21 protein-coding genes and 1 pseudogene are annotated in these 20,750 nt (G+C 41.4%); 13 read left to right on the top strand and 9 right to left on the bottom strand.

Going from position 1 to position 20,750, the window contains the following annotated elements; all coding sequences use genetic code 11:
* Window positions 1-84 precede the first annotated feature (84 nt).
* The gene (locus tag B9L23_RS08620) at window positions 85-1,413 is read left to right on the top strand and encodes a YjiH family protein (RefSeq protein WP_089097366.1); all 1,329 of its coding nucleotides are present in this window, start codon (window positions 85-87) and stop codon (window positions 1,411-1,413) included.
* 55 nt (window positions 1,414-1,468) lie between these two features.
* Here the strand turns inward: B9L23_RS08620 and mscL are convergent, their stop codons facing one another.
* Window positions 1,469-1,864: a large conductance mechanosensitive channel protein MscL gene (mscL, locus tag B9L23_RS08625; RefSeq protein WP_089097367.1), complete on the bottom strand. Its 396-nt coding sequence runs from the start codon at window positions 1,862-1,864 to the stop codon at window positions 1,469-1,471.
* A 204-nt stretch (window positions 1,865-2,068) separates the two neighbouring features.
* Here mscL and B9L23_RS08630 point away from each other — a divergent pair, with 204 nt between their 5' ends.
* The 3 genes from B9L23_RS08630 (at window position 2,069) to B9L23_RS08640 (ending at window position 5,629) form a co-directional block, all read left to right on the top strand.
* Window positions 2,069-3,295 (top strand): YeeE/YedE family protein, encoded by a 1,227-nt coding sequence (locus B9L23_RS08630; RefSeq protein WP_089097368.1) that lies wholly within the window; start codon window positions 2,069-2,071, stop codon window positions 3,293-3,295.
* A 568-nt stretch (window positions 3,296-3,863) separates the two neighbouring features.
* Window positions 3,864-5,117, top strand: a complete 1,254-nt coding sequence (locus B9L23_RS08635) for an AAA family ATPase (protein WP_015863610.1) — start codon at window positions 3,864-3,866, stop codon at window positions 5,115-5,117.
* Window positions 5,114-5,629 (top strand): hypothetical protein, encoded by a 516-nt coding sequence (locus B9L23_RS08640; protein WP_089097369.1) that lies wholly within the window; start codon window positions 5,114-5,116, stop codon window positions 5,627-5,629. Before B9L23_RS08635 ends, B9L23_RS08640 begins: the two co-directional genes overlap by 4 nt.
* A 424-nt stretch (window positions 5,630-6,053) precedes the next feature.
* Here B9L23_RS08640 and B9L23_RS08645 read toward each other — a convergent pair whose 3' ends face one another.
* From B9L23_RS08645 to B9L23_RS20935, 4 genes are all read right to left on the bottom strand, one after another.
* Window positions 6,054-6,221: an integrase gene (locus B9L23_RS08645; RefSeq protein WP_089097370.1), complete on the bottom strand. Its 168-nt coding sequence runs from the start codon at window positions 6,219-6,221 to the stop codon at window positions 6,054-6,056.
* 2 nt (window positions 6,222-6,223) lie between these two features.
* On the bottom strand, window positions 6,224-6,571 hold the full coding sequence (locus B9L23_RS08650) for a transposase (RefSeq protein ID WP_412761332.1): 348 nt from the start codon (window positions 6,569-6,571) through the stop codon (window positions 6,224-6,226).
* On the bottom strand, window positions 6,454-6,702 hold the full coding sequence (locus tag B9L23_RS21670; protein ID WP_412761331.1) for a winged helix-turn-helix domain-containing protein: 249 nt from the start codon (window positions 6,700-6,702) through the stop codon (window positions 6,454-6,456). Before B9L23_RS21670 ends, B9L23_RS08650 begins: the two co-directional genes overlap by 118 nt.
* A 128-nt stretch (window positions 6,703-6,830) precedes the next feature.
* Window positions 6,831-7,121, bottom strand: coding sequence for a helix-turn-helix domain-containing protein (locus B9L23_RS20935; protein ID WP_235603737.1), 291 nt, complete (start codon window positions 7,119-7,121; stop codon window positions 6,831-6,833).
* A gap of 588 nt (window positions 7,122-7,709) precedes the next feature.
* On the opposite strand from B9L23_RS20935, the gene B9L23_RS08660 reads away from it, so the two are divergent.
* From B9L23_RS08660 to B9L23_RS08680, 5 genes are all read left to right on the top strand, one after another.
* On the top strand, window positions 7,710-8,108 hold the full coding sequence (locus B9L23_RS08660) for a hypothetical protein (RefSeq protein ID WP_041269417.1): 399 nt from the start codon (window positions 7,710-7,712) through the stop codon (window positions 8,106-8,108).
* A gap of 107 nt (window positions 8,109-8,215) precedes the next feature.
* Window positions 8,216-9,334: an ABC transporter permease gene (locus tag B9L23_RS08665; protein WP_089097372.1), complete on the top strand. Its 1,119-nt coding sequence runs from the start codon at window positions 8,216-8,218 to the stop codon at window positions 9,332-9,334.
* Window positions 9,335-9,347: 13 nt separating this feature from the next.
* Entirely contained in the window at window positions 9,348-10,646 is a 1,299-nt protein-coding gene (locus B9L23_RS08670; protein ID WP_089097373.1) for an ABC transporter permease, read from the top strand.
* Window positions 10,647-10,648: 2 nt separating this feature from the next.
* Window positions 10,649-11,338 carry an ABC transporter ATP-binding protein gene (locus B9L23_RS08675; protein ID WP_062679206.1) on the top strand — a complete coding sequence of 230 codons (690 nt, stop codon included), beginning with the start codon at window positions 10,649-10,651 and terminating at the stop codon, window positions 11,336-11,338.
* Window positions 11,335-11,745, top strand: coding sequence for a hypothetical protein (locus tag B9L23_RS08680; RefSeq protein WP_089097374.1), 411 nt, complete (start codon window positions 11,335-11,337; stop codon window positions 11,743-11,745). The genes B9L23_RS08675 and B9L23_RS08680 overlap by 4 nt, the downstream gene beginning before the upstream one ends.
* Before the next feature lie 116 nt (window positions 11,746-11,861).
* On the opposite strand, the pseudogene B9L23_RS08685 reads toward B9L23_RS08680, so the two are convergent.
* The 4 genes and pseudogenes from B9L23_RS08685 to B9L23_RS20950 form a co-directional block, all read right to left on the bottom strand.
* A pseudogene (locus B9L23_RS08685) lies at window positions 11,862-12,223 on the bottom strand (transposase).
* Between the two features lie 49 nt (window positions 12,224-12,272).
* Complete coding sequence (locus B9L23_RS20940) at window positions 12,273-12,791, bottom strand: IS630 family transposase (protein WP_245842359.1); 519 nt, start codon at window positions 12,789-12,791, stop codon at window positions 12,273-12,275.
* Window positions 12,674-13,048, bottom strand: coding sequence for a helix-turn-helix domain-containing protein (locus tag B9L23_RS20945; RefSeq protein WP_245842328.1), 375 nt, complete (start codon window positions 13,046-13,048; stop codon window positions 12,674-12,676). Before B9L23_RS20945 ends, B9L23_RS20940 begins: the two co-directional genes overlap by 118 nt.
* Window positions 13,049-13,054: 6 nt before the next feature.
* The gene (locus tag B9L23_RS20950; protein ID WP_240345813.1) at window positions 13,055-13,345 is read right to left on the bottom strand and encodes a helix-turn-helix domain-containing protein; all 291 of its coding nucleotides are present in this window, start codon (window positions 13,343-13,345) and stop codon (window positions 13,055-13,057) included.
* A 187-nt stretch (window positions 13,346-13,532) separates the two neighbouring features.
* Here B9L23_RS20950 and B9L23_RS08700 point away from each other — a divergent pair, with 187 nt between their 5' ends.
* From B9L23_RS08700 to B9L23_RS08715, 4 genes are all read left to right on the top strand, one after another.
* Window positions 13,533-14,225 carry a hypothetical protein gene (locus B9L23_RS08700; RefSeq protein ID WP_245842330.1) on the top strand — a complete coding sequence of 231 codons (693 nt, stop codon included), beginning with the start codon at window positions 13,533-13,535 and terminating at the stop codon, window positions 14,223-14,225.
* Window positions 14,194-16,704 (top strand): restriction endonuclease-like protein, encoded by a 2,511-nt coding sequence (locus tag B9L23_RS08705; protein ID WP_089097376.1) that lies wholly within the window; start codon window positions 14,194-14,196, stop codon window positions 16,702-16,704. Before B9L23_RS08700 ends, B9L23_RS08705 begins: the two co-directional genes overlap by 32 nt.
* A gap of 29 nt (window positions 16,705-16,733) precedes the next feature.
* Window positions 16,734-17,063 carry a nucleotide pyrophosphohydrolase gene (locus tag B9L23_RS08710; RefSeq protein WP_089097377.1) on the top strand — a complete coding sequence of 110 codons (330 nt, stop codon included), beginning with the start codon at window positions 16,734-16,736 and terminating at the stop codon, window positions 17,061-17,063.
* A gap of 439 nt (window positions 17,064-17,502) precedes the next feature.
* Window positions 17,503-20,748 carry a helicase-related protein gene (locus B9L23_RS08715; RefSeq protein ID WP_089097378.1) on the top strand — a complete coding sequence of 1,082 codons (3,246 nt, stop codon included), beginning with the start codon at window positions 17,503-17,505 and terminating at the stop codon, window positions 20,746-20,748.
* Window positions 20,749-20,750: the final 2 nt, after the last annotated feature.

The raw sequence follows: 20,750 nt of genomic DNA on the forward strand, positions 1-20,750 counted from the left end.
ACCAAAAGCACGCGCTTCTAGCGCGTGCTTTTTAACCATAAAAGACTGAATTTTTAAACAAATGAAAACAAGGTGGTGGGGAAAATGAAAGTAAATACAAGCAAACAGCCTTCGCTGCCGGTACAAACTTCCACTGGTCAGGCTTGGAAGTTTTTCATTTACAGCGCGATTGGCATTTTCATGTTTTTCGTTCCCGTCCAAATTGGGGAGACGTCCTCGATTATGCTTGACCATATCGTCTCATGGATACGTATGCAGTTTCCGGCGCTTGTACCGTATTACGCGCTCATCGTGATTGCTTTAGGCGCTGTATATCCGTTTTACACTAAAACGTGGAACAAAGATGTGGTTGCGATCGTTTTTTCCTTGTTAAAAGTATTAGGACTGATGGTAGCGATAATGTTAATGTTTAAAATCGGTCCATCTTGGCTGTTCAAACCGGACATGGGACCGTTTTTGTACGATAAACTCGTCATCTCCGTTGGTCTGTTAGTGCCGATCGGTTCCATTTTCCTCGCCCTTTTAGTCGGATACGGGCTTTTGGAATTTGTCGGAGTTTTGATGCAACCAGTGATGCGGCCGATTTGGAAAACGCCAGGACGCTCGGCGATTGATGCCGTTGCGTCGTTTGTCGGAAGTTACTCACTTGGCCTGCTCATTACGAACAAAGTATTTAAAGAAGGAAAATACACGATTAAAGAAGCGGCCATAATTGCCACCGGCTTTTCGACCGTATCGGTGACGTTCATGGTCGTTGTGGCGAAAACGCTGGGGTTGATGAACATATGGAATACGTATTTTTGGGTGACGTTTTTTGTAACTTTTGTGGTTACGGCTATTACCGTCCGGTTATGGCCGCTAAGCAAAATGAGCGATGACTATTATGATGGCAAAGGTGACCCTGAGGAAAAAGTTACGGGAAATTACTTGAAAGAAGCATGGTCAGAAGCGATGAAAGCGGTGCAGCATTCGAAAGGGCTTTGGACGAATGTGTGGGAAAACTTCAGAGATGGTTTTATCATGACGATGAGCATTTTGCCGTCGATCATGTCGGTCGGACTGATTGGGCTGCTGCTTGCTGAATATACGCCTCTGTTTGATTGGCTCGGCTATCTTTTCTATCCATTTACCCTTCTATTGCAAATTCCGGAGCCATTGCTTGCTGCCAAAGCATCAGCGATCGAGATTGCGGAAATGTTTTTGCCAGCCTTGCTTGTAACGGAAGCACCTCTCGTCACTAAATTCATCATCGCGGTCGTTTCGATTTCCGCCATTTTGTTCTTTTCCGCTGTTATTCCTTGTATTTTGGCAACGGAAATCCCGATCAGTATTCCAAAGCTATTAGTCATTTGGGCCGAGCGGACGATTTTGACGCTTATAATCGCTACGCCGATCGCGTATTTGCTGCTGTGAAGATAAAAAAGAGCCTGTCCATTCATCTCGGGCAGGCTCTTTCCATTTTATTCCCTTATCGCGTTTCCCGCTGCTGTTTCAACAAATCGCGGATTTCCATCAACAGTTCCTCTTCCTTCGTTAAAGTCGGCGCCGTATCTTTGATTTCTTCTTCCTTTTTATTGTGCCAGTACAGCTTATTCAACACTTTGACAAAAACGAAAATCGAAAAGGAGATAATGAAAAAATCAACGACGGTTTGGATAAACATGCCATATTTCACCACGGCCTTGCCAAATTTCCACGACAGTCCGCTAAAATCAACACCGCCCAGCAACAAGCCAACAAGCGGCATCAGGATGTCATTGACAAGGGAGGAAACGATTTTGCCAAACGCGCTGCCGATAATGACCCCGACGGCTAAGTCCACGACATTTCCTCGCATGGCAAATTCTTTAAATTCTTTCCACATAAAATCACCCTGTATTTGAATTTCACGTACAAAGAAATATAACATATCAGTTTGATCAGATTCTAGTCATTTTGATTTATTGGAATAAAATAACAAATTAATTTGTATAGCATTATTGACCGTTGAAACTTACAAACAAAAGCCCTAGAAAATCCATCAAATTTATTGTATTATTAATTTATCAAAGTAAAGGGGGAAGATAAGTTGGATATTGTTGTGAAAAAACAAACGAATATACAAGTAAAACAAGAAACGAACGCCCCGAAAAATCCGACTTCGTTTATTATCGCCGTAGCGTTAGTCGCATTAATCGGTGGTGCTTTGTTTTTATATAGTCGCGTTTCTTGGCAACAAGCGCTTTTATATGTGTTAGGAGCTTTTGGAGGTTTCGTGTTATATCAAGCTCGTTTTGGCTTTACGACCGCTTGGCGCAAATTCATTTTGTATCGTGAAGGTGAAGGCATTCGCGCACAAATGATTATGATGTTAGTAGCAAGCATTTTCTTCATGCCGCTATTGTTGAAAGGGTCGATATTTGGTCATCCGGTTGCGGGAAACGTTCATGATGTCGGCATTTCTGTCATTGTCGGCGCGTTTATTTTCGGAATCGGCATGCAGCTTGGCGACGGATGTGCTTCAGGGACGCTTTACCATATCGGCGGCGGAGATACGAACGGAATTGTGACACTAATCGGTTTTATCGCCGGTTCTGTTATTGCGACGACTCATTTTGATTTTTGGATGAATACACCGCATTTTGCGCCAATTTCACTCATTCATCAACTTGGCGCTGTCGGAGGCTTTCTCCTTCAACTTGTGCTATTGGCGTTCGTTTATTACGTCGTGACCGTTATCGAAAAACGCCGTCACGGAAAGCTGATTTCAGCGAAAACCGAAAACAAAAACGGCTGGAAAGCAATTTATAAAGGACCATGGTCGCTTCTTGTCGGCGCGCTTTTACTCGCCGTTATGAATGCTCTTGTATTAATGATCAACGGCAAACCGTGGGGCATTACCTCCGCGTTCGCTCTTTGGGGAGCGAAATTCGTGCAATTGTTTGGCGTCGATCCAACCGAGTGGGCATATTGGCAGGATCCAGCGAAATTAAAGGCGCTAAAAAGCCCGTTATATCAAGACACAACAACAGTAATGGATATTAGCTTGATGTTCGGCGCGCTATTAGCCGCGGCCTTTGCGGGACGATACGCAAAACCGATTCAATGGAAGCGCCCATCGCGCATGACGATCGGCGCACTTATCGGCGGATTGATGATGGGTTACGGCACTCGTCTTGCGTTCGGCTGCAACATCGGCGCTTACTTCAGCGGCATCGCTTCCTTCAGCGTCCACGGCTGGATCTGGTTCGTGTTTGCCTTTCTCGGCAGCATCATCGGCGTCAAACTGCGTCCATATTGTGCGTATAAAAACTGAAAAAGGACGGAAAAGAGAAAGCGCGAGGGCGCTTTCTCTTTTTTAAATCAGCTTTTGCGGTTTTCGATCTGTTTTCTAGATGAACGAAGAAAAATTACGTATCGCATGATTTGCAGTTAGAAAACGTATAGGGAGAGCATTGACGATCTTCTTGTGCTGTTTATTATCGAAAAAACTGGCTTCCTCCTCGGTAGTGTGCAAGGAGGAAGCCGGTTTCTTTTTGCCGATATCCCGTGGATGAGATTTTTTGCAGATTTTCTCTACTATGCATTAACTAGCGGTACTAATATTAACTCCATTATTCCTAGCGAGTCAACATTTTGTACAGCTTGCTGTTGTTTATGCAACGCATCGCACCTTGTTTAAATATATATAGGAAATAGGAAAGGAGCAGGAGACAACCTATCTCTTTTAATAATACTCGAAATATGGTATAATTTTCAATAAAACCTTTCTTGTAATTAGGTTGTAAGTATGGATCGTTCCTAATTATAAGTGTTTTTTATTAGACAATGATTTTTCTGGATTACCTACTTGATAAATGGAAGTTTGATTAGGAAGTGATCGAATGTTGAAAGAAGTTCATTACAAAAATTGGAAAAGTTTTTCTAATGCAACATTATACATTGATCCGTTAACAGTTTTGATTGGAACGAATGCAAGCGGAAAATCGAATGCGTTGGACGGTATCGCTTTTTTGAGCCGAGTGGTACAAGGAAAAGAGCTACAGACGATTTTATCGGGAGATTCTGCTCTTCTTTTAGAAGCGAATATTCAAGCGATACGCGGTGGTGTTGAATGGGCTGCTAAGCATCCACATTCTTCTTTTACATTAGAAGCGGTCATCGAAGGCGATGAAGAAACAGACTATCATTATAGCATTGAAGTGAGTACAAAATCCGATGTGGAGCTTGTTTCAGAGTCATTAGTGAAAATAGATAGAAAAATGAACAAACGGACAAAATTATTCACTGCTACAGCAGAGGAAGACAGCCCGACGGTTGCTGCTTCAGTTTATAATGGAAGACGCCCAAAAAAGAAACCGTTCAAACGTTCTGTATCGGTTATTAGCCAATTAAAAAACCAAGAAACACATCCTGAAGTGGATGAAGCTATACAACTTGTTGTGCATACATTGGAAAATGTTTTTATATTAGATCCCGCTCCTGCTTTGATGCGTGATTATAAACCGTTTTCCAACCGCCTTGCGAGCAATGCCTCTAATGTAGCAGGAGTGCTGGCGGCATTGCCGAAAGAAGAAAAGAAACAAATGGAAAAATTGCTTTCAAAATACGTCTCCCGCCTTCCGGAAGGAGATGTCCAGCGAGTTTGGGCGGAGCCGGTCGGCCGTTTTAAAACAGATGCGATGCTGTACTGTGAAGAGCAATGGCCGGGAAGCGACAAAAAGTTGATTGTCGATGCGCGCGGCATGTCGGATGGCACGCTACGTTTTATCGGAATTTTGACGGCATTATTGACCCGTCCGAAAGGAAGTCTTATTGTGATCGAAGAAATTGATAATGGCCTACACCCTTCCCGTGCGGGAATTTTAATTGATATGTTAAATGAAATTGGCACCGATCGACAAATTGATATTTTAATGACAACACACAATCCAGCGTTACTCGATGAGTTAGGGCCAGAAATGATCCCGTTTATTATTGTTGCACATCGTTCGATGGAGGACGGGGCAAGTGAATTGACACCATTAGAAGATATTCAATCGTTGCCGAAGCTTCTTGCAGGTGGATCGATTGGCAAGCTAGTAGCAGAAGGAGAAATCGAAGAAACGCTGTCGTGGCAAGGAAGTGAGGAGCGGTGAAGCGAAAAATCCTTGTCATTGATACGTCGATTTTATGCTGCTGGTTGCAAGTTCCCGGCAAAGAAACATGCGGCGCGCAAGGGAACATTTGGGACTACAGGCGTGTGAACGAGCTTTTGACGGAAGAAGAGAAACGTGGGGCACCGTTTGTCCTTCCGCTGGCAACGATCATTGAAACAGGCAACCATATTGCCCAAGCAGCAAAAGAACGATATGAATGCGCGAAAAAGCTTGTTCACATTATACAAAAGGCGTTAGACAAAGAGTCTCCTTGGGCGCAATTTTCCGAGCAAGCAGAGTTATGGACAGCTGATGAATTGCATAAACTCATTTCCGAATGGCCAAAGCAAGCGTCTGAGCGTTTATCGATTGGGGATGCAACGATTAAAACAGTGGCTGAATACTACGCAAGAGTGAATGGATGGGAAGTCGAAATTCTTACCGGCGACGAAGGGCTAAAAGCATATGAACCAGCAAAACCAACAAGAGTGCCAAGGAGACGAAGATCATAAAAAGAAAAATCCTGTTTTCCTCTATCGATTCCTTCCGTTGTCATTTCGCCTAAATAAAATATGAACATTTTCACAAATCACCCTCAGTGCAAGCCTGCGTTCACAAATAGACTTTATTATTAAGGCAGATACATATTGATGGACAACGAGGGAGGGAAAAGCAAATTTTTTTGTTATTCGATTATTAAACAGAAAAGGGAAGCGATTACGTCCACCATCCCATGCATGTTGTTGTGCTGCAGAGGTGGTGTTTTTTATGGATGTATCCAATAGGCTTTTTGCATCACTCTTTTTTAAGAATTATTAGACGTTTCGTCGTTATTTTTGTAAAATATAAGGTAAAAATTACTAGTTTATCATAATAGCAGAAACAGCTTTTAAAGGAGCATTCCAAATGGCGATGCGCGATCTTTATAGTTTCAGATTAATTTTCCGACATAATTACCTGTCCGATGCGTGGGAGCACTTTTTCTGGAAATTGAGCGAGATGCTCCAAGAACGAAACAATCGATTCCCGCAACTCTTTTCGATTGGCATGAAACCGATTGGCAATCACGCTCTCTTTCAGCCATCCCCAAATCCGTTCGACCAAATTTAAATTCGGTGATACGGCGGCAAGAACACAAGAGTTAACTGTTCTTCATTCTCACATAAAAAAGGCTGCAGAATGTTCGCATGATGAATTTTTGCGTTATCCAAGACCATCACGGCATGTTTATCCGGATACTGGCCCAAGGTGTATTGGAGAAATTGCAGAAAAGCCTGTGCATTGCATGGATTGGTTTCCATACAGTGAAATTCCCCCGTTTCGATAGTCACACCGCCTAATAAGCTGACTGTTGCGTGATGTCCATACGCAGGGATTTGTTTTTGGCGCCCTTTAACACTCCATGTGGCCCGTAGAGTTTGGTAATCCCGAATATGGCTTTCATCTTCATAGATGATGACCATGTTGTCGGACAAGTTTTTTTTATGAGTTCCATCTCCTGTTGAAACTCTTTTTGTTTTTGTGGATTGGCCCGTTTGAGGGTATACGCAGGGCGTGTATAGCGAAATTCCCATCGATGAAGCATATCATACCGCCACGGGACATGGTGACAGAAAATTTCTCTTCTAACACCTGTTGAATAATCCGGGTATTCCAGCCCGTTTCAATGCCGTATCCTTCATCGGCAGGAGTGCTTTCTTCCAGCATCTTTCTTCATTCGCGTTCTTCGTCCGGAGACAGATACGGCTTTCTGCCCGGGGCGTATCGATGTTCTAATAACGCCTCCATCCCACCTTGATTAAACTTTTGCACGTAAATCGAAACGGTTTCGCGATGGAGGTTCAACAGCTCAGCGGCTTGGATTCCTAAGTAGCCTTGCATCATGAGACGAATCGCTGCAATTCGTTTCGCTATGTTGGCATTTTTCATTCTGCGTTCCTGTTCTTGAAGACGTTCGATCGTCCAACCGTGATCGTTCGTAATTTGTAATCCTTTTTTCTTCATTGATTAATCCGCTCCTTTTTTTACTCGTTTAGGAGCAGTATAGACAAGAATACAGGTTGATTAAACGTGTCGGAATTTCAAACCGAATTTATATAGTCTTACAAGGGACAAATAATACTCTATGACCAATGCAAGTCTCTCCATTGTCCATTACAAGCGTTTTGCCACTCATGGGTGAAACATGCAGTTAGTGGACAAATGATTTTGCAAAAAGTCTTTATTTCGCTTCTTCCGACAATATTTATCTGATACCTGTTGATCTCCATCCATCTTGCAGAGACTCCACTAATGCTGAGAAGACTTCTGGGTTTAACTTCTCCTTGCTAACGCAAGTTCCGTTGTTCCAATGGAATCTTTTTCTAGTAGTGTTTGCAGAACATTCCATAAGTTTTGGTTCATAATATCTACCTCCAACCAATATTTTTATCAAAATTTTACACTATATTACAATTTATGTCATTATTTTCTGAAAAAATAGGTATTTTCCGCAATCAAATTTGCGGTAAATACGGATGTTTTTTCTTGTTCATTTTGATACAGTAAGGGTGAGTCGACCGGCCGTTCACTTTTAAAGTTTAGGGGGGAGTGATGAAATTGAATAAAAATCTAAAAACAATTGCTATGTCTTTAGGAATAGGCCTAACTTTGTTGGCAGGGGCTAACGTGTATGCGGCAACCCAAACAGGTACTTTAACGTATAAAGACCTAGAGGCTCGTTATAAACTGGATGTCGATTGGAACTGGTTTGATAATGATAATGCAGTAGCTGAAACAAAATTTGTAAATCCTAAGAGTGGCTATAAAGTAGCTGTAAGATTAGAAATGTGGAAAAATGGTAAGATGCAAGGTTATAAATATCAGGAAGATAAAAAATGGGCACAGGTAACATATTCTTGGACAGGAGTTGATGTGTATCAAAGCAGACACTCTATTAATGATGTAAGCACAAACAAAGAGCTTGTTGTTCGTTCGTTGAGAGACGATTAATAGGAATTTTAGGCAAACATAAACGAGTATATTTACTCGTTTATGTTTGCTCGCTCTTTTTTTGAATGACTATTAGTGCCTTAGCTTCTATGAGAGAAGGTGTATCTGTGATTTTCTATTCTATCAAAAATCAATTAAAAGCACATCCCATTACCACTTTTTTTATTGTGTTAGGTTTGTCGTTGTCGGTGTTGATGATTTCAGTAGGAATTTCCAGTATTAACTATTCTCAGCTTCTTGAGCAAGAACAGGCGCATTACCAACCGCGGCATGCCGTAAGCGTAGACATTACCTTTGCCAAAGAACCAAATTGGCAGCACATCTTGGAACTATTTGAAAGTATCGATCCACAGACAGGGGTTATTTTGGAAGATGTGACATTGCCCCATCGTGATGCTATGATGGCGGTTACGCCGGAATATTGGACAAAAGAAGTGGTAGAACGTTTTCCTTTAACGCAAGGGCGGTATTTTACGATCAAAGAGATAAAAAGAGGAGAAAAAGTAGCGCTTGTTGGGAAAGAAAGAATGGAAGACGTTATTATCGAAGGTAGCGAGCAATATCTCATGGCAGGTCGTGACAAATACAAAGTAATTGGAATCATTGGTGTTAAAGGAAAAAAGACAAGGGCGATTGATTATCAAGTGGTTATTCCAATGACGTCTCTTCCTGCTGATACAATTAATAAATTAACAAGTACGAAACAGCTACATTTGACCATTCATAATCCGGTTAAGGATACGTATCCGGATGAAAAAATTATTCGAAACAATATGGAACAGTTGTTTCCTGACACACAAATGGATGTTTCGCCTTACATGAGTAAGACAATGTTCCATGTTGAGCTAAGTGAACGACTCTCGTTGATGGTAATGATTTATTTGTTAGCCATTGTGAATGCCATTAATCTTACTTCTTATTGGATTCAAGAAAGAACGTATGAAATTGGTATCAAAAAGGCGTTTGGTTATAGTAATTATGATATTGTTTCCATGCTTTTCTGGGAGATGTGTTTAATTTCCAGTACATCCGTTATTATTGGATATACGATACAGCTGGCGTTCAACCGTGTTATTGAACAATGGATTGATTATCCTATCAATATTTCCATCACCCATCTATCTACAGCGGTTCTATTTGTTGTGCTTTCAGCCGTGCTAACTATTATTATTCCGGCGATAAAAGCGATTAAAATACAACCTGTTGATGTGATGAATAGAAGATAAAGGCGGTAGAACGATGAAATATGCGAGGATTGCTTTTGCATCCATTGTAAAAAGAAAACTATCAATCTTGTTGATGGCACTCCAGCTTGTCGTCTCATTTTGGATGATTAACTATGCGCTAATTACCATAGATACGCTCAACTATCAAGAAAAACAGCTTTTTTCCATCTCTAAGATGGATGAGTATAAGACAGTGAAGTTGACGATGCCGGATGGGGATGATACTCAGTGGTTTGCGGAGCGGTTTCGGCAATTAGAAACATACATAAAAAGTTTACCAGAAATCAAAGGATACGGATCATTTAACACAACTAGCATCGTACCTCAAGATTTTCCTAAATGGCAAAAATATCAGCAGCGGAATAAGCAATTGTATGCGGGGACAAGAAGAGAAGATGATATTGAGAGTTCAGGCATTATTTATTTCGATTATGATATATATCGCCTGTTCACAAAGTTTGTCGTTATAAAGGGAAGAATGTTAGAAGAAGCAGATTTCCAAAAAGAAAACAACGATGTGATCCCTGTTTTAGTGGGATACGATTATCGTGATGTTTTTCGCATCGGGGACCGTTTTAAAGCTGAAGCCGGTGCAGGAGAAAAAACTATTAAAGTGACGTATGAAGTAGTCGGGATACTTGAAAAGGGAAGTAGATGGCTGTCAGGAAATGACTATTTTGTCAGTCCCGCTGACAACTTGGATCATTTTTTTGTCGCTCCTTTTTTTCCAGAGCAAAGAGAGGGCCGACCGATCAGTGTTGCCGTGCGATTACATAATACGTTCATCCAGCTTCATTCTGAAAAACAATTTAAGGACGTTAAAGAAGCCATTATGAAAAAAGGAAAAGAATTAGGGATTTCTCCTGTTTTGCAAACTGTTCGAAAAGATGTTGATGCTTATCAAGAGAATACCCGTAAAAGCAATCATTATGCTTTAGCTATCGGAACATTTTTTCTCGTAGTGACCTTGATCGGTGTGATTTCTGTAACAATTTCATCGATTCGTGCACGAAAATATGAATTCGGTGTGATGATGGTGACAGGGGCGAGCAAACGAGATATTTCGTTCATGCTGATCATGGAACTGTTTTTCCTTATAGGAATTTCCGCCGTCATCGGTGTCATCGTCAGCTATCTGACCGAAGTCAATAATGATTTTTTAGGCTATAACATCCGGTTAGAGGCCTTTACATGGTGGTTGTATGGGAAAGTAGCGATCATCGCTATATTCATTATACTATTTTCAGCCATTATTCCATTATGGAACATTAAAAAGTTGGAATTACGGGAGTTGGTGGAAGGGAGAGAGTAACGATGGCTCTCATTGAGTTGGAGAAGATTTCGAAAAAGTACGGGAAAGATGAGTACACAACCGTTGCGTTAAAAGGCATTGATCTAAAGGTGCATAATGGTGAATTCGTTTCTATTATGGGTCCTTCCGGATCAGGAAAATCTACGTTATTAAATATTATTGGCTGTATGGATGTGCCAACGGAAGGCATTTATCGTCTTAATGGGATTAATGTAACAACATTGCGTGATAAAGAACTCAGCCAAATTCGAAACAGAACGATCAGTTTTGTCTTTCAGCATTTTGCTCTCATGCATAACTTCACCGTTTTTGAGAATGTCGCTCTTCCGCTGTTTAAGCGGGATATAAGTAAAAAGGAGATAAAAGAAAAAGTGGATTATTATTTAGAGAAACTTGGTATTGCCGATTTAAGAAAAAAGAATGTCTCGAAGTTGTCAGGAGGGCAAAAGCAGCGAGTGGCCATTGCACGCGCAATGGCGGCAGAAACCGATATCGTGCTTGCAGATGAACCAACAGGTGCATTGGATCAAGAAAACGGAGCGAGGCTGATGGAACTTCTTTGCCAAATGAACGAAGAAGGGAAATGCATTATTGTCATCACACATGATGAAAAAGTTGCTTCTTATACGAAACGAATCGTTCGAATTGTCGATGGACAAATCCAATCAGACACGAAGGGGGAAAGACAATGAATAAAAAAGGAATTTGGTCTGTCATTGCGGTCATTATGACAGCGATTATACTTAGTGGATGGTATTATGCTTTTTACAATAAGCAAAATTTTGAATCATCAGCCGAGGGAACATTTCTCCCAGAGGAGTACGAACCACAATACCATGTGTTTGAAGCGACCATTAATGTCGACAAAAACAAATTTGATCAACTGCTCATCGAACATCGTATTGACTTGCGGGAAGGAAGCTTGAAGTATGCATTATATAACCCTAACGGCAAACTGGTTGAAAAAGGGGAAGTGAAGGCGGGGACTCCTTTTGCTAAAACGCTGAAGGTGAAACCAATCAAAGGAGAATGGATGGCAAAATACTATATCAATAAAGAAACGGATGGACACTATCTTTTAAGAATGAAAAGTAGCTAGACTGCTTTTGCAATGCATTAAGAGCATGTTCACAAACGCATAGCGAATGCATAATGCACATAAACAATCCATCATCTTAAGTGATGATTATAATTACCCGTGGTGCTAGTTGCGCTTTAGCGCTCAACTAGCCCAAGTGTAACTAGGAATAGGCTAACAATATTCCATCGAGCGCTACTTCAAATCCGATCATTGAATTCGCTCGAATCTCTGTGATCCGGTATTGGTCAACCAGAACCGAGAACACCGTCTCGATCACTTTGCGTTTTTGTTTGATCCACTGCTCCCATGTCTCAGGAGGACGATGTTTCTGGTTTTTTCGAGACGGAGTCCAAAGCGCCATTTGGTATTCTTCATACAGCTTTTTTTGCAAGTCACGGCTAGTGAACCCTTTGTCCCCGAGGTTATGGGGATGAGGAATTTGGGTCATGACGCTTATATTTATGATCGTTTTGTCGATGCTTTTGCTTATTGTCACTTCATTATTAATTATTTCGAATTTTGAAGTGTTTTTATATAGTTTCAGATTAATTTTCCGACATAATTACCTGTCCGATGCGTGGGAGCACTTTTTCTGGAAATTGAGCGAGATGCTCCAAGAACGAAACAATCGATTCTCTCAACTCTTTTCGATTGGCATGAAACCGATTGGCAATCACACTCTCTTTCATCCATCCCCAAATCCGTTCGACCAAATTTAAATTCGGTGAATACGGCGGCAAGAACACAAGGGTTAACCGTTCTTCATTCTCACATAAAAAAGGCTGCAGAATGTTCGCATGATGAATCTTTGCGTTATCCAAGACCATCACGGCATGTTTGTCCGGATACTGGCCCAAGGTGTATTGGAGAAATTGCAGAAAAGCCTGTGCATTGCATGGATTGGTTTCCATACAGTGAAATTCCCCCGTTTCGATAGTCACACCACCTAATAAGCGAACGGTCGCGTGATGTCCATACGCAGGGATTTGTTTTTGACGCCCTTTAACACTCCATGTGGCCCGTAGAGTTTGGTAATCCCGAATATGGCTTTCATCTTCATAGATGATGACCATGTTGTCGGACAAGTTTTTTTTATGAGTTCCATCTCCTGTTGAAACTCTTTTTGTTTTTGTGGATTGGCCCGTTTGAGGGTATACGCAGGGCGTGTATAGCGAAATTCCCATCGATGAAGCATATCACCAATACCGCCACGGGACATGGTGACAGAAAATTTCTCTTCTAACACCTGTTGAATAATCCGGGTATTCCAGCCCGTTTCAATGCCGTATCCTTCATCGGCAGGAGTGCTTTCTTCCAGCATCTTTCTTCATTCGCGTTCTTCGTCCGGAGACAGATACGGCTTTCTGCCCGGGGCGTATCGATGTTCTAATAACGCCTCCATCCCACCTTGATTAAACTTTTGCACGTAAATCGAAACGGTCTCACGGTGGAGATTCAAGAGCTCAGCGGCTTGGATCCCCAAATAGCCTTGCATAATCAGACGAATGACTGCAATTCGTTTTGCCATGTTTGCTTTTTTCATGGCTCTTTCCTGTTCCTGAAGACGTTCGATCGTCCAACCGTGATCGTTCGTAATTTGTAATCCTTTTTTCTTCATTGATTAATCCGCTCCTTTTTTACTCGTTTAGGAGCAGTATAGACAAGGAGAGGTATTAGTTAAACATGTCGGAAATTCAAGCTGAATTTATATAGAAGCGGAAAAAAATCAAGAAGAGCCGTATTTTGTCTTGCTCGATGAAATGAACCTGGCGAGGGTGGAGCATTATTTCAGCGATGTCCTCAGCGTGATGGAAAGCCGGCGTTGGGAAAACGGGAAAATCGTTTCTTCTAAATTGCTTTCGAAAGAAATGGCGGGACGGGATATTTATCTGCCTGCCAATGTCTATATTATTGGTACCGTCAATATGGATGAAACGACTCATCCTTTCAGCAAAAAAGTATTAGACCGCGCCAATACGATTGAATTCAATCGCGTTCAGCTTGATCATCTCGATTTTTTAAAAGAGTTAAAGCAAGTGGAACCGATGAAGCTGAATCAGGAAGCATTTGCCGCTAAATATTTGCATTTAAAAGACGTGTATCAGCGGTATCCGCATGTTGTCGAAAGAGCAACGAACGAGCTGGTGAAAATCAATACCTATTTACAGCCTTTAGGAGCGCATATCGGCTACCGAGTCCGCGATGAAATTTGCTTTTATCTTGCTTACAACGAAGAAGGAAAGCTGATGGAATTTGAAAACGCGTTTGATCATTGCCTCTTGCAGAAAATTTTGCCGCGCATCTCTGGAAGTGATGCGAGAGTGCAGCGCGCCCTGGAACAACTATTTACGTTCTGCACTGGCATTGAATTGAACGGGGAATACGATGCTTTGCTTGATTTTACATACGCGAAATATCCGAAAAGCGCGGATAAAATTTTGCACATGTTAAGGGGGTTAGCGGACGATGGCTTTACCTCCTTCTGGATTGGCTCGTGAGGATGTAGAGCTGGTTCATATTGAAACAAAACACGTAACCCTCGTGATCAAAGGAAAGCCATATCATGAGCAATACAAAGGACTCCAGCAATACCGTAAACTCGACTTTCACGAATCGATGGAGTTTTTTGTCAAAGGCGAAGACATTTTTGAAGTAAAAATATTTGATATTGATCAACAAAGACTTGTGGAGTGGTCTGCTGGCCACCGCCCGATCTTTTTTGAAAACGGCATTTATCAAATCATCGTTTTTCCGAAAAACGATAGCGAATTAACGTTTTATCATGAACACCCATCGTTAAGAAGAGCGGTCGATCGAATCAGCATCGGCAATCAATATGTGCTAATGGGAAACCTTCATTTTCAAAACGAAGTGGGATTATCCACGTTTGAAATCCGAATGGGAGATAAAGTCCTGTTAGAAGTGACGATCGAAATTTTTCCGACCAAATTAAATTATAAAGAAGACTATCAAAAGCTTCTTCAAGAAGTGAGCGATGAAATTTATAATCTCGCGTTTCATTTTATTAAGAAAACGTATCAGCGGGCGAAAGCAAAACTAGACGGCACTCCTTCCCGAAGTGAATTTTTCCGGCTGATGGAGGCGCATTTTTACGACTTCCTCCAAGCCATTCGGCAAATCGAGCGGCAGCCGCACCATCAGCTTGTGACGACCCATGTAAAAACGAGAGGAGACCAGCTTGGCCGTTTGGACCAACAGGGAAGAAACTATTTGCGGAAAAGACCGCACTTATTTTGTGAAGTCCATAATGGAATAAGGATTCAACACCGTTCACTGATGCCGGTATCCGGCTTAAAAGCGAAAAAAGAATTGACGTATGATACGCTAGAAAACCGGTTTGTCAAATGGATGATGACACGTCTAATCGATAAATTGCAAGATTTATGGGAAAAGGTGCAGTCGAAAAACAAACGATATGAAGTGGAAGCCGATCCGGATTTACTTACGAAAATCATGAATATGAAACGCGCGCTCGAAGCGAAAACAAACAATGCGTTTTGGAGAAAGATCGGGAAACTCGACCGTTCTATTATGAGCCTCGTCTTGCAAATGGCGCCGGGATATCGTGATGCGTATCAAATTTTTTTGATCGTAACGCGAGGCCTTGCACTGCAGGGGAAGCTATATCAAATGTCCGTCAAAGACGTGTCGACATTGTATGAGTATTGGACGTTTCTGAAGCTAGGACAACTGTTAGGCAAAAAGTATAAACTGGTCAGCCAGGACATTATTCAAGTGAATCGAACGGGGCTGTTCGTCAACTTGGAAAAAAACCGTTCCGCAAGGCGGGTATACGAACATCCGCACACGGGTGAAAAAATTATTTTGACGTATCAAAAATACGAAGGAAGGCTGCCGACCATTCCGCAAATTCCGGATACGATGCTGTCGATCGAAAAGAAAGGGAAAGATTATACGTTCAATTACATTTTCGACGCGAAATATCGTATCGATTTCGCAGTGGAGGGAAGCGGCTACCAAAAACGCTATCAAATTCCTGGTCCAATGGAAGAAGACATCAATACGATGCATCGTTACCGCGATTCGCTCGTTGTCCGCCACAACGGTCCTTATGAAAGAACCGCCTTTGGCGCTTATGTGTTATTTCCTTGGTACGACGAGGACAGTTATCAAGAGCATAAGCTGTACAAAAGCATTAATGAAGTCAATATCGGCGGCCTGCCGTTTTTGCCAAACGCGACTCGGTTAGTCGAACAATTAATCGAGCGGCTGATTGAAAAAAGCCCGGAGGAACTGCAAAAAGAAGGAATTTTACCGCAAGGAATTATGGAAGAATGGCGGTCTTCTTTCGATGAAAAAGTGCTTGTCGGCATGGTCCCTAGCGCGCAAAACTATTACGCCCATCTGAAACACCGGTTTTATCACATTCCGGTCAAACGGCTGAAAAAAGGCTGGCAGGAAGCGAAATACGTCGCTCTTTATCCAAAACAAGGAGCGGCGCCGGAAAACGGGGTCACGTGTTACGGAAAAATCGCTGACGTAAAATTTGTCGAGCGCTCCGAGATCAAAGAGCTGCCAAAAAACAGTATCGAACAATACGTCCGATTTGAAATCGAAAGCTGGCATTTCTTACCGAACGTCATCAAACCGGTCGGCTACGGCATATCTGTCTACACAATGACCGCGTTAAATACATTAAAAGAAGCGAAAGAACTCCCTGAATTGTTTATGAAATCGAAAGAAGAAATCGCTTTATGGAGAATGCTGCGGAGACTGTCCGACCGCATCCGCTTTGACCTTGATGACCGATACTTGGATAAAGCGTCTAAAATTACAGCGTACCGCATCAAAGATATTGTCATAAAGCTCGAAGGAGGGCAACTGGTTATCACAAGAGGAACCGAACTCAAAACGCTTCCGATTGATGCTTTGCTCAAACAGCCGTCGATGGTGTTTAAGGAGATGGTGAGACTGATGGATAGCGATAAAACTTAAAGAAAATAGCACCAACGGAGGGAATAATCATGAAACACTTGCAGCAAAAAATCATTGAGTTTCGCGATGCGCGTAATTGGAAACAGTTTCATACACCAAAAGAATTAGCGATTTCATTGTGCCTAGAAGCAGGAGAGTTGCTGGAAAATTTCCAATGGAAAAGCAGCGAAGAGGCTATAAAAACAAACTTGGAAAATATAAAAGACGAAATTGCCGATGTAGTCATTTATGCGCTCCTGCTTTCACACGAATTAGGGATTGACCTAGAAAAAGCTATTATAGATAAAATAAAGAAAAATGAACAAAAGTATCCAATTGAGAAAGCGTTTGGGTCAAAAAAGAAATATACAGAATTATAAAATTGAAATAAGTATTGGTTGGTTTGTTAGATGCATGTTCGCTGTTCCAATTGGAATCATGATCGTGTCCACCCCTTGGAGAGTTATTTTTTGGTCACACTGTATATGACTTCTAAGGTGGTGGATTTTTTATGTGCATTTATGCATGAGATTATGCGTTTTGCAACACGTTCTAGGAGGCAAAAAAGGTATATAAAAATAGATTCATGATAGAGAAAAAATAAAAAAGTCTTGGATTAATCAACTAAAAGGGGCATCGTAAAATTCGTTTTGCCTAGAAAAGCTGACTAGCGTTCACTAAACGGGAGTCGGCTTGTTTTTTTATTATTGGACGAGTTAGGAAGATTTGATTATATTACGACAAAATCCGACAACATTCTTTCTTATTATTTTAGTAAAATAAGACTATGTCATTAACGATTGAAGGAGCATGGATCGCATGGGATCTAAAGGAATGATTGACAATAAGCAGAGTGGTTTAGTGGGGGATGTTTTAAAAGAATATATAACTAAAGGAAGTAAGCTGTCGATTGCCGCGGCCCATTTGACATTATATGCGTTTGTGGAGCTGAAAAAAGAGCTATCACAACTCGATGAATTCCGTTTCATTTTTACAGAGCCTGCTTTTGTGCGCGGAGACCGTTCGTTAAAAGGACTAATGGAGAAAAACGAAGCGGCACTGTATGGAGTGGAAGAAGAACGAAAATATAAAGTAGAGTTAAATCAAGCATACATAGCCAAAGAATTAGTGAAATGGCTGAAACGAAAAGCACAAATTAAATCAGTCACCAATCAGCGCATTCAAGGCGGTTTGTATCATGTCAAAAACAACGATGGAACGCAAATCGGCTTAATCGGCGGTGCGCCGTTTTCCAGCCCAGGTCTAGGCTACAGCAACTCTTCCAATATTTATATTAACCATATTGTCGACGATGAGCATTCAAATACCCAACTGCTTCGTCAGTTTGACGCCATTTGGCAAGATGAACAAGCACTGCAAGATGTGAAAGACGAAATATTGCGGCGCTTAGAAGTGATGTATAAAGAAAATTCGCCAGAGTTCATTTACTTCATGACTCTCTACAATCTATTTAAAGGCTTCTTGCAAGATGCGAAAAACTACGAATCGCTACAAACAAGAACGGGATTTGAAAATACGGTCATTTGGAACAAACTTTACGATTTTCAGCGCGATGGGGTAATTGGCGCCATCAATAAAATCGAAACGTATGGAGGATGCATTATCGCCGACAGCGTCGGGCTCGGAAAAACGTTTGAGGCGTTAGCGGTCATTAAATATTACGAACTGCGCAATCATCGCGTTCTCGTGCTGGCACCAAAAAAATTAAGGGAAAACTGGGCGATTTATCGTTTAAACGATAAGCGCAACATTTTGGCGGAAGACCGCTTTTCCTATGATTTGCTCAACCATACCGATTTATCGCGTGAGCGCGGATATAGCGGCGATATTAATTTGGAGCATGTGAATTGGGGAAATTATGACCTAGTCGTTATCGATGAATCACACAACTTTCGCAATAATGATCCGCGCAACGATCGGGTGACGAGATATTCCCGCTTGATGAACGACATTATTAAAGCGGGAGTGAAAACGAAAGTGTTAATGCTTTCTGCCACCCCTGTCAATAACAAGCTTGATGACTTAAAGAACCAGATTGCTTTCATTACGGAAGGAAATGACAAAGCGCTAGCGGAAACGGCGAACATCAAAAGCATCAGCCAAACGATCCGCCGCGCGCAGTCGCAATTCAACAAATGGAGCAATCTTCCCGAAGAAGAGCGGACCACTGAGCGGTTGTTAGATGTGCTAAACTGGGATTATTTCACCTTGCTTGACTCATTAACCATTGCCCGTTCACGCCGCCATATTGAAAAATATTACAATGTGAACGCGATCGGCTCGTTTCCGACCCGCCTGAAGCCAATCAATATTAAAGAAACGATTGACGACAAAGATGAATTTCCGCCGCTGGAGAAGATTAATAATGAAATATTGCGGTTGCGATTGGCGGTATATTCGCCGATGCAATACATCTTGCCTCATAAAAAAGCAGTTTATAGCGAAAAGTACGATACGAAAGTAGCAAACGGAAGAATTTTTAAACAAACCGACCGGGAAAATAACCTTGTCTATTTAATGAAATCCAACTTGTTGAAACGATTAGAAAGCAGCATTCATTCCTTTTCTTTAACATTGGAAAACATCATTCATCAGATTGATTCGCACATTCAAAAAATCGATCACTATGACCCTAAAAACGAAACGATCGGAGATATTAACGATATAGATATGGAAGATCCAGACTTAGAAGACGCGTTAATTGGCTCGAAAGTGAAAATTTTCATCAAAGATATGGACTTAATCCGCTGGAAGCAAGATTTATTATATGACCGCGAAATTTTAGCGAAGTTGCTTGTCCAAGCGCGAAAAGTAACGCCAGAGCGTGATAAAAAATTATTGGCATTGAAAAAAGTCATTCAAAACAAAATTGAGAATCCGATTAACGGCCAAAACAAGAAATTGCTCATTTTTACTGCGTTTGCGGATACGGCGAAATATTTATATGAAAACTTGCACAAGTGGATTTATCGCCATTTTGGTTTGCACTCTGCCGTAGTAACTGGCTCGGATCATCCAAAAACTACATTAAAAATGAAAAAAGTCGACTTCAATAATGTCTTAATGAACTTTTCACCTATTTCGAAAGAGCGGGCAAAAGTAATGCCCGAGATGAAAGAGGAAATTGACATACTGATCGCTACCGACTGTATTTCCGAAGGGCAAAACTTGCAAGACTGTGATTATCTCGTTAACTATGATATCCATTGGAATCCGGTCCGTATTATTCAACGTTTTGGTCGTATCGATCGGATTGGCAGCAAAAATGAACGAATTCAACTCGTTAACTTCTGGCCATCGATAGAACTTGATGAATATATTAATCTCGTCAACAGGGTAAAAGACCGAATGACGATTCTCGATATTTCTTCCACCGGGGAAGAAAATGTTATTGCCGACAACAGCAATGAAATGAAAGATTTGGAATACCGCCGCAAACAACTCGAAAAACTGCAAAACGAAGTCATTGATTTAGAGGACATTTCCGGAAATATTTCTTTAACCGATTTTACGTTAGACGACTTCCGCATGGATTTATTAAATTTTATGAAGGAACATAAAGAAGCGGTGGAAAAAGCGCCGCTAGGGCTTTTTAGCATTACCGTGAACAAAAATGAAAAACTAAAAGACGAAATTAAGCCTGGGGTTATTTTCTGTCTAAAACAAATCGATCACGTCACATCATCGAACGAACAAAACGCGCTCCATCCATATTACTTAGTGTACGTACGGGAAGACGGCACGGTGTTGTATAACCATGTCCACGTAAAGAAAATTTTGGATTTATACCGTTCGTTATGCAACGGAAAAAAAGAAGTGGAGTGGGATTTATACGAAGCGTTTTACCAAGAGACGAAAAACGGAAAAGACATGGGGCAATATAAGGCGCTGCTGGAGAAAGCGGTGGAAGATATCGTTGGCAAAATCGATCAGCAAATAACGCTGAACATATTTAGCCTCGGAAACTTGGACAGCTTAGTGACGAACGCGAATACGAGTTTGCAAGACTTTGAAATTATCTCTTATCTTATCATTGAAGGGTGAGA

The sequence above is a fragment of the Parageobacillus galactosidasius genome, from assembly GCF_002217735.1.
GTDB classification, from domain to species: domain Bacteria; phylum Bacillota; class Bacilli; order Bacillales; family Anoxybacillaceae; genus Parageobacillus_B; species Parageobacillus_B toebii.

Bases quoted from the DNA above. Each gene is read 5' to 3' on its own strand.
- B9L23_RS08620 (WP_089097366.1), top strand. From the start codon at position 85: ATGAAAGTAAATACAAGCAAACAGCCTTCGCTGCCGGTACAAACTTCC.
- mscL (WP_089097367.1), bottom strand. From the start codon at position 1,864: ATGTGGAAAGAATTTAAAGAATTTGCCATGCGAGGAAATGTCGTGGAC.
- B9L23_RS08635 (WP_015863610.1), top strand. From the start codon at position 3,864: ATGTTGAAAGAAGTTCATTACAAAAATTGGAAAAGTTTTTCTAATGCA.
- B9L23_RS21670 (WP_412761331.1), bottom strand. From the start codon at position 6,702: ATGCTTCATCGATGGGAATTTCGCTATACACGCCCTGCGTATACCCTC.
- B9L23_RS20935 (WP_235603737.1), bottom strand. From the start codon at position 7,121: ATGAAGAAAAAAGGATTACAAATTACGAACGATCACGGTTGGACGATC.
- B9L23_RS08660 (WP_041269417.1), top strand. From the start codon at position 7,710: ATGAAATTGAATAAAAATCTAAAAACAATTGCTATGTCTTTAGGAATA.
- B9L23_RS08670 (WP_089097373.1), top strand. From the start codon at position 9,348: ATGAAATATGCGAGGATTGCTTTTGCATCCATTGTAAAAAGAAAACTA.
- B9L23_RS08675 (WP_062679206.1), top strand. From the start codon at position 10,649: ATGGCTCTCATTGAGTTGGAGAAGATTTCGAAAAAGTACGGGAAAGAT.
- B9L23_RS08680 (WP_089097374.1), top strand. From the start codon at position 11,335: ATGAATAAAAAAGGAATTTGGTCTGTCATTGCGGTCATTATGACAGCG.
- B9L23_RS20945 (WP_245842328.1), bottom strand. From the start codon at position 13,048: ATGCTGGAAGAAAGCACTCCTGCCGATGAAGGATACGGCATTGAAACG.
- B9L23_RS20950 (WP_240345813.1), bottom strand. From the start codon at position 13,345: ATGAAGAAAAAAGGATTACAAATTACGAACGATCACGGTTGGACGATC.
- B9L23_RS08705 (WP_089097376.1), top strand. From the start codon at position 14,194: ATGGCTTTACCTCCTTCTGGATTGGCTCGTGAGGATGTAGAGCTGGTT.
- B9L23_RS08710 (WP_089097377.1), top strand. From the start codon at position 16,734: ATGAAACACTTGCAGCAAAAAATCATTGAGTTTCGCGATGCGCGTAAT.
- B9L23_RS08715 (WP_089097378.1), top strand. From the start codon at position 17,503: ATGGGATCTAAAGGAATGATTGACAATAAGCAGAGTGGTTTAGTGGGG.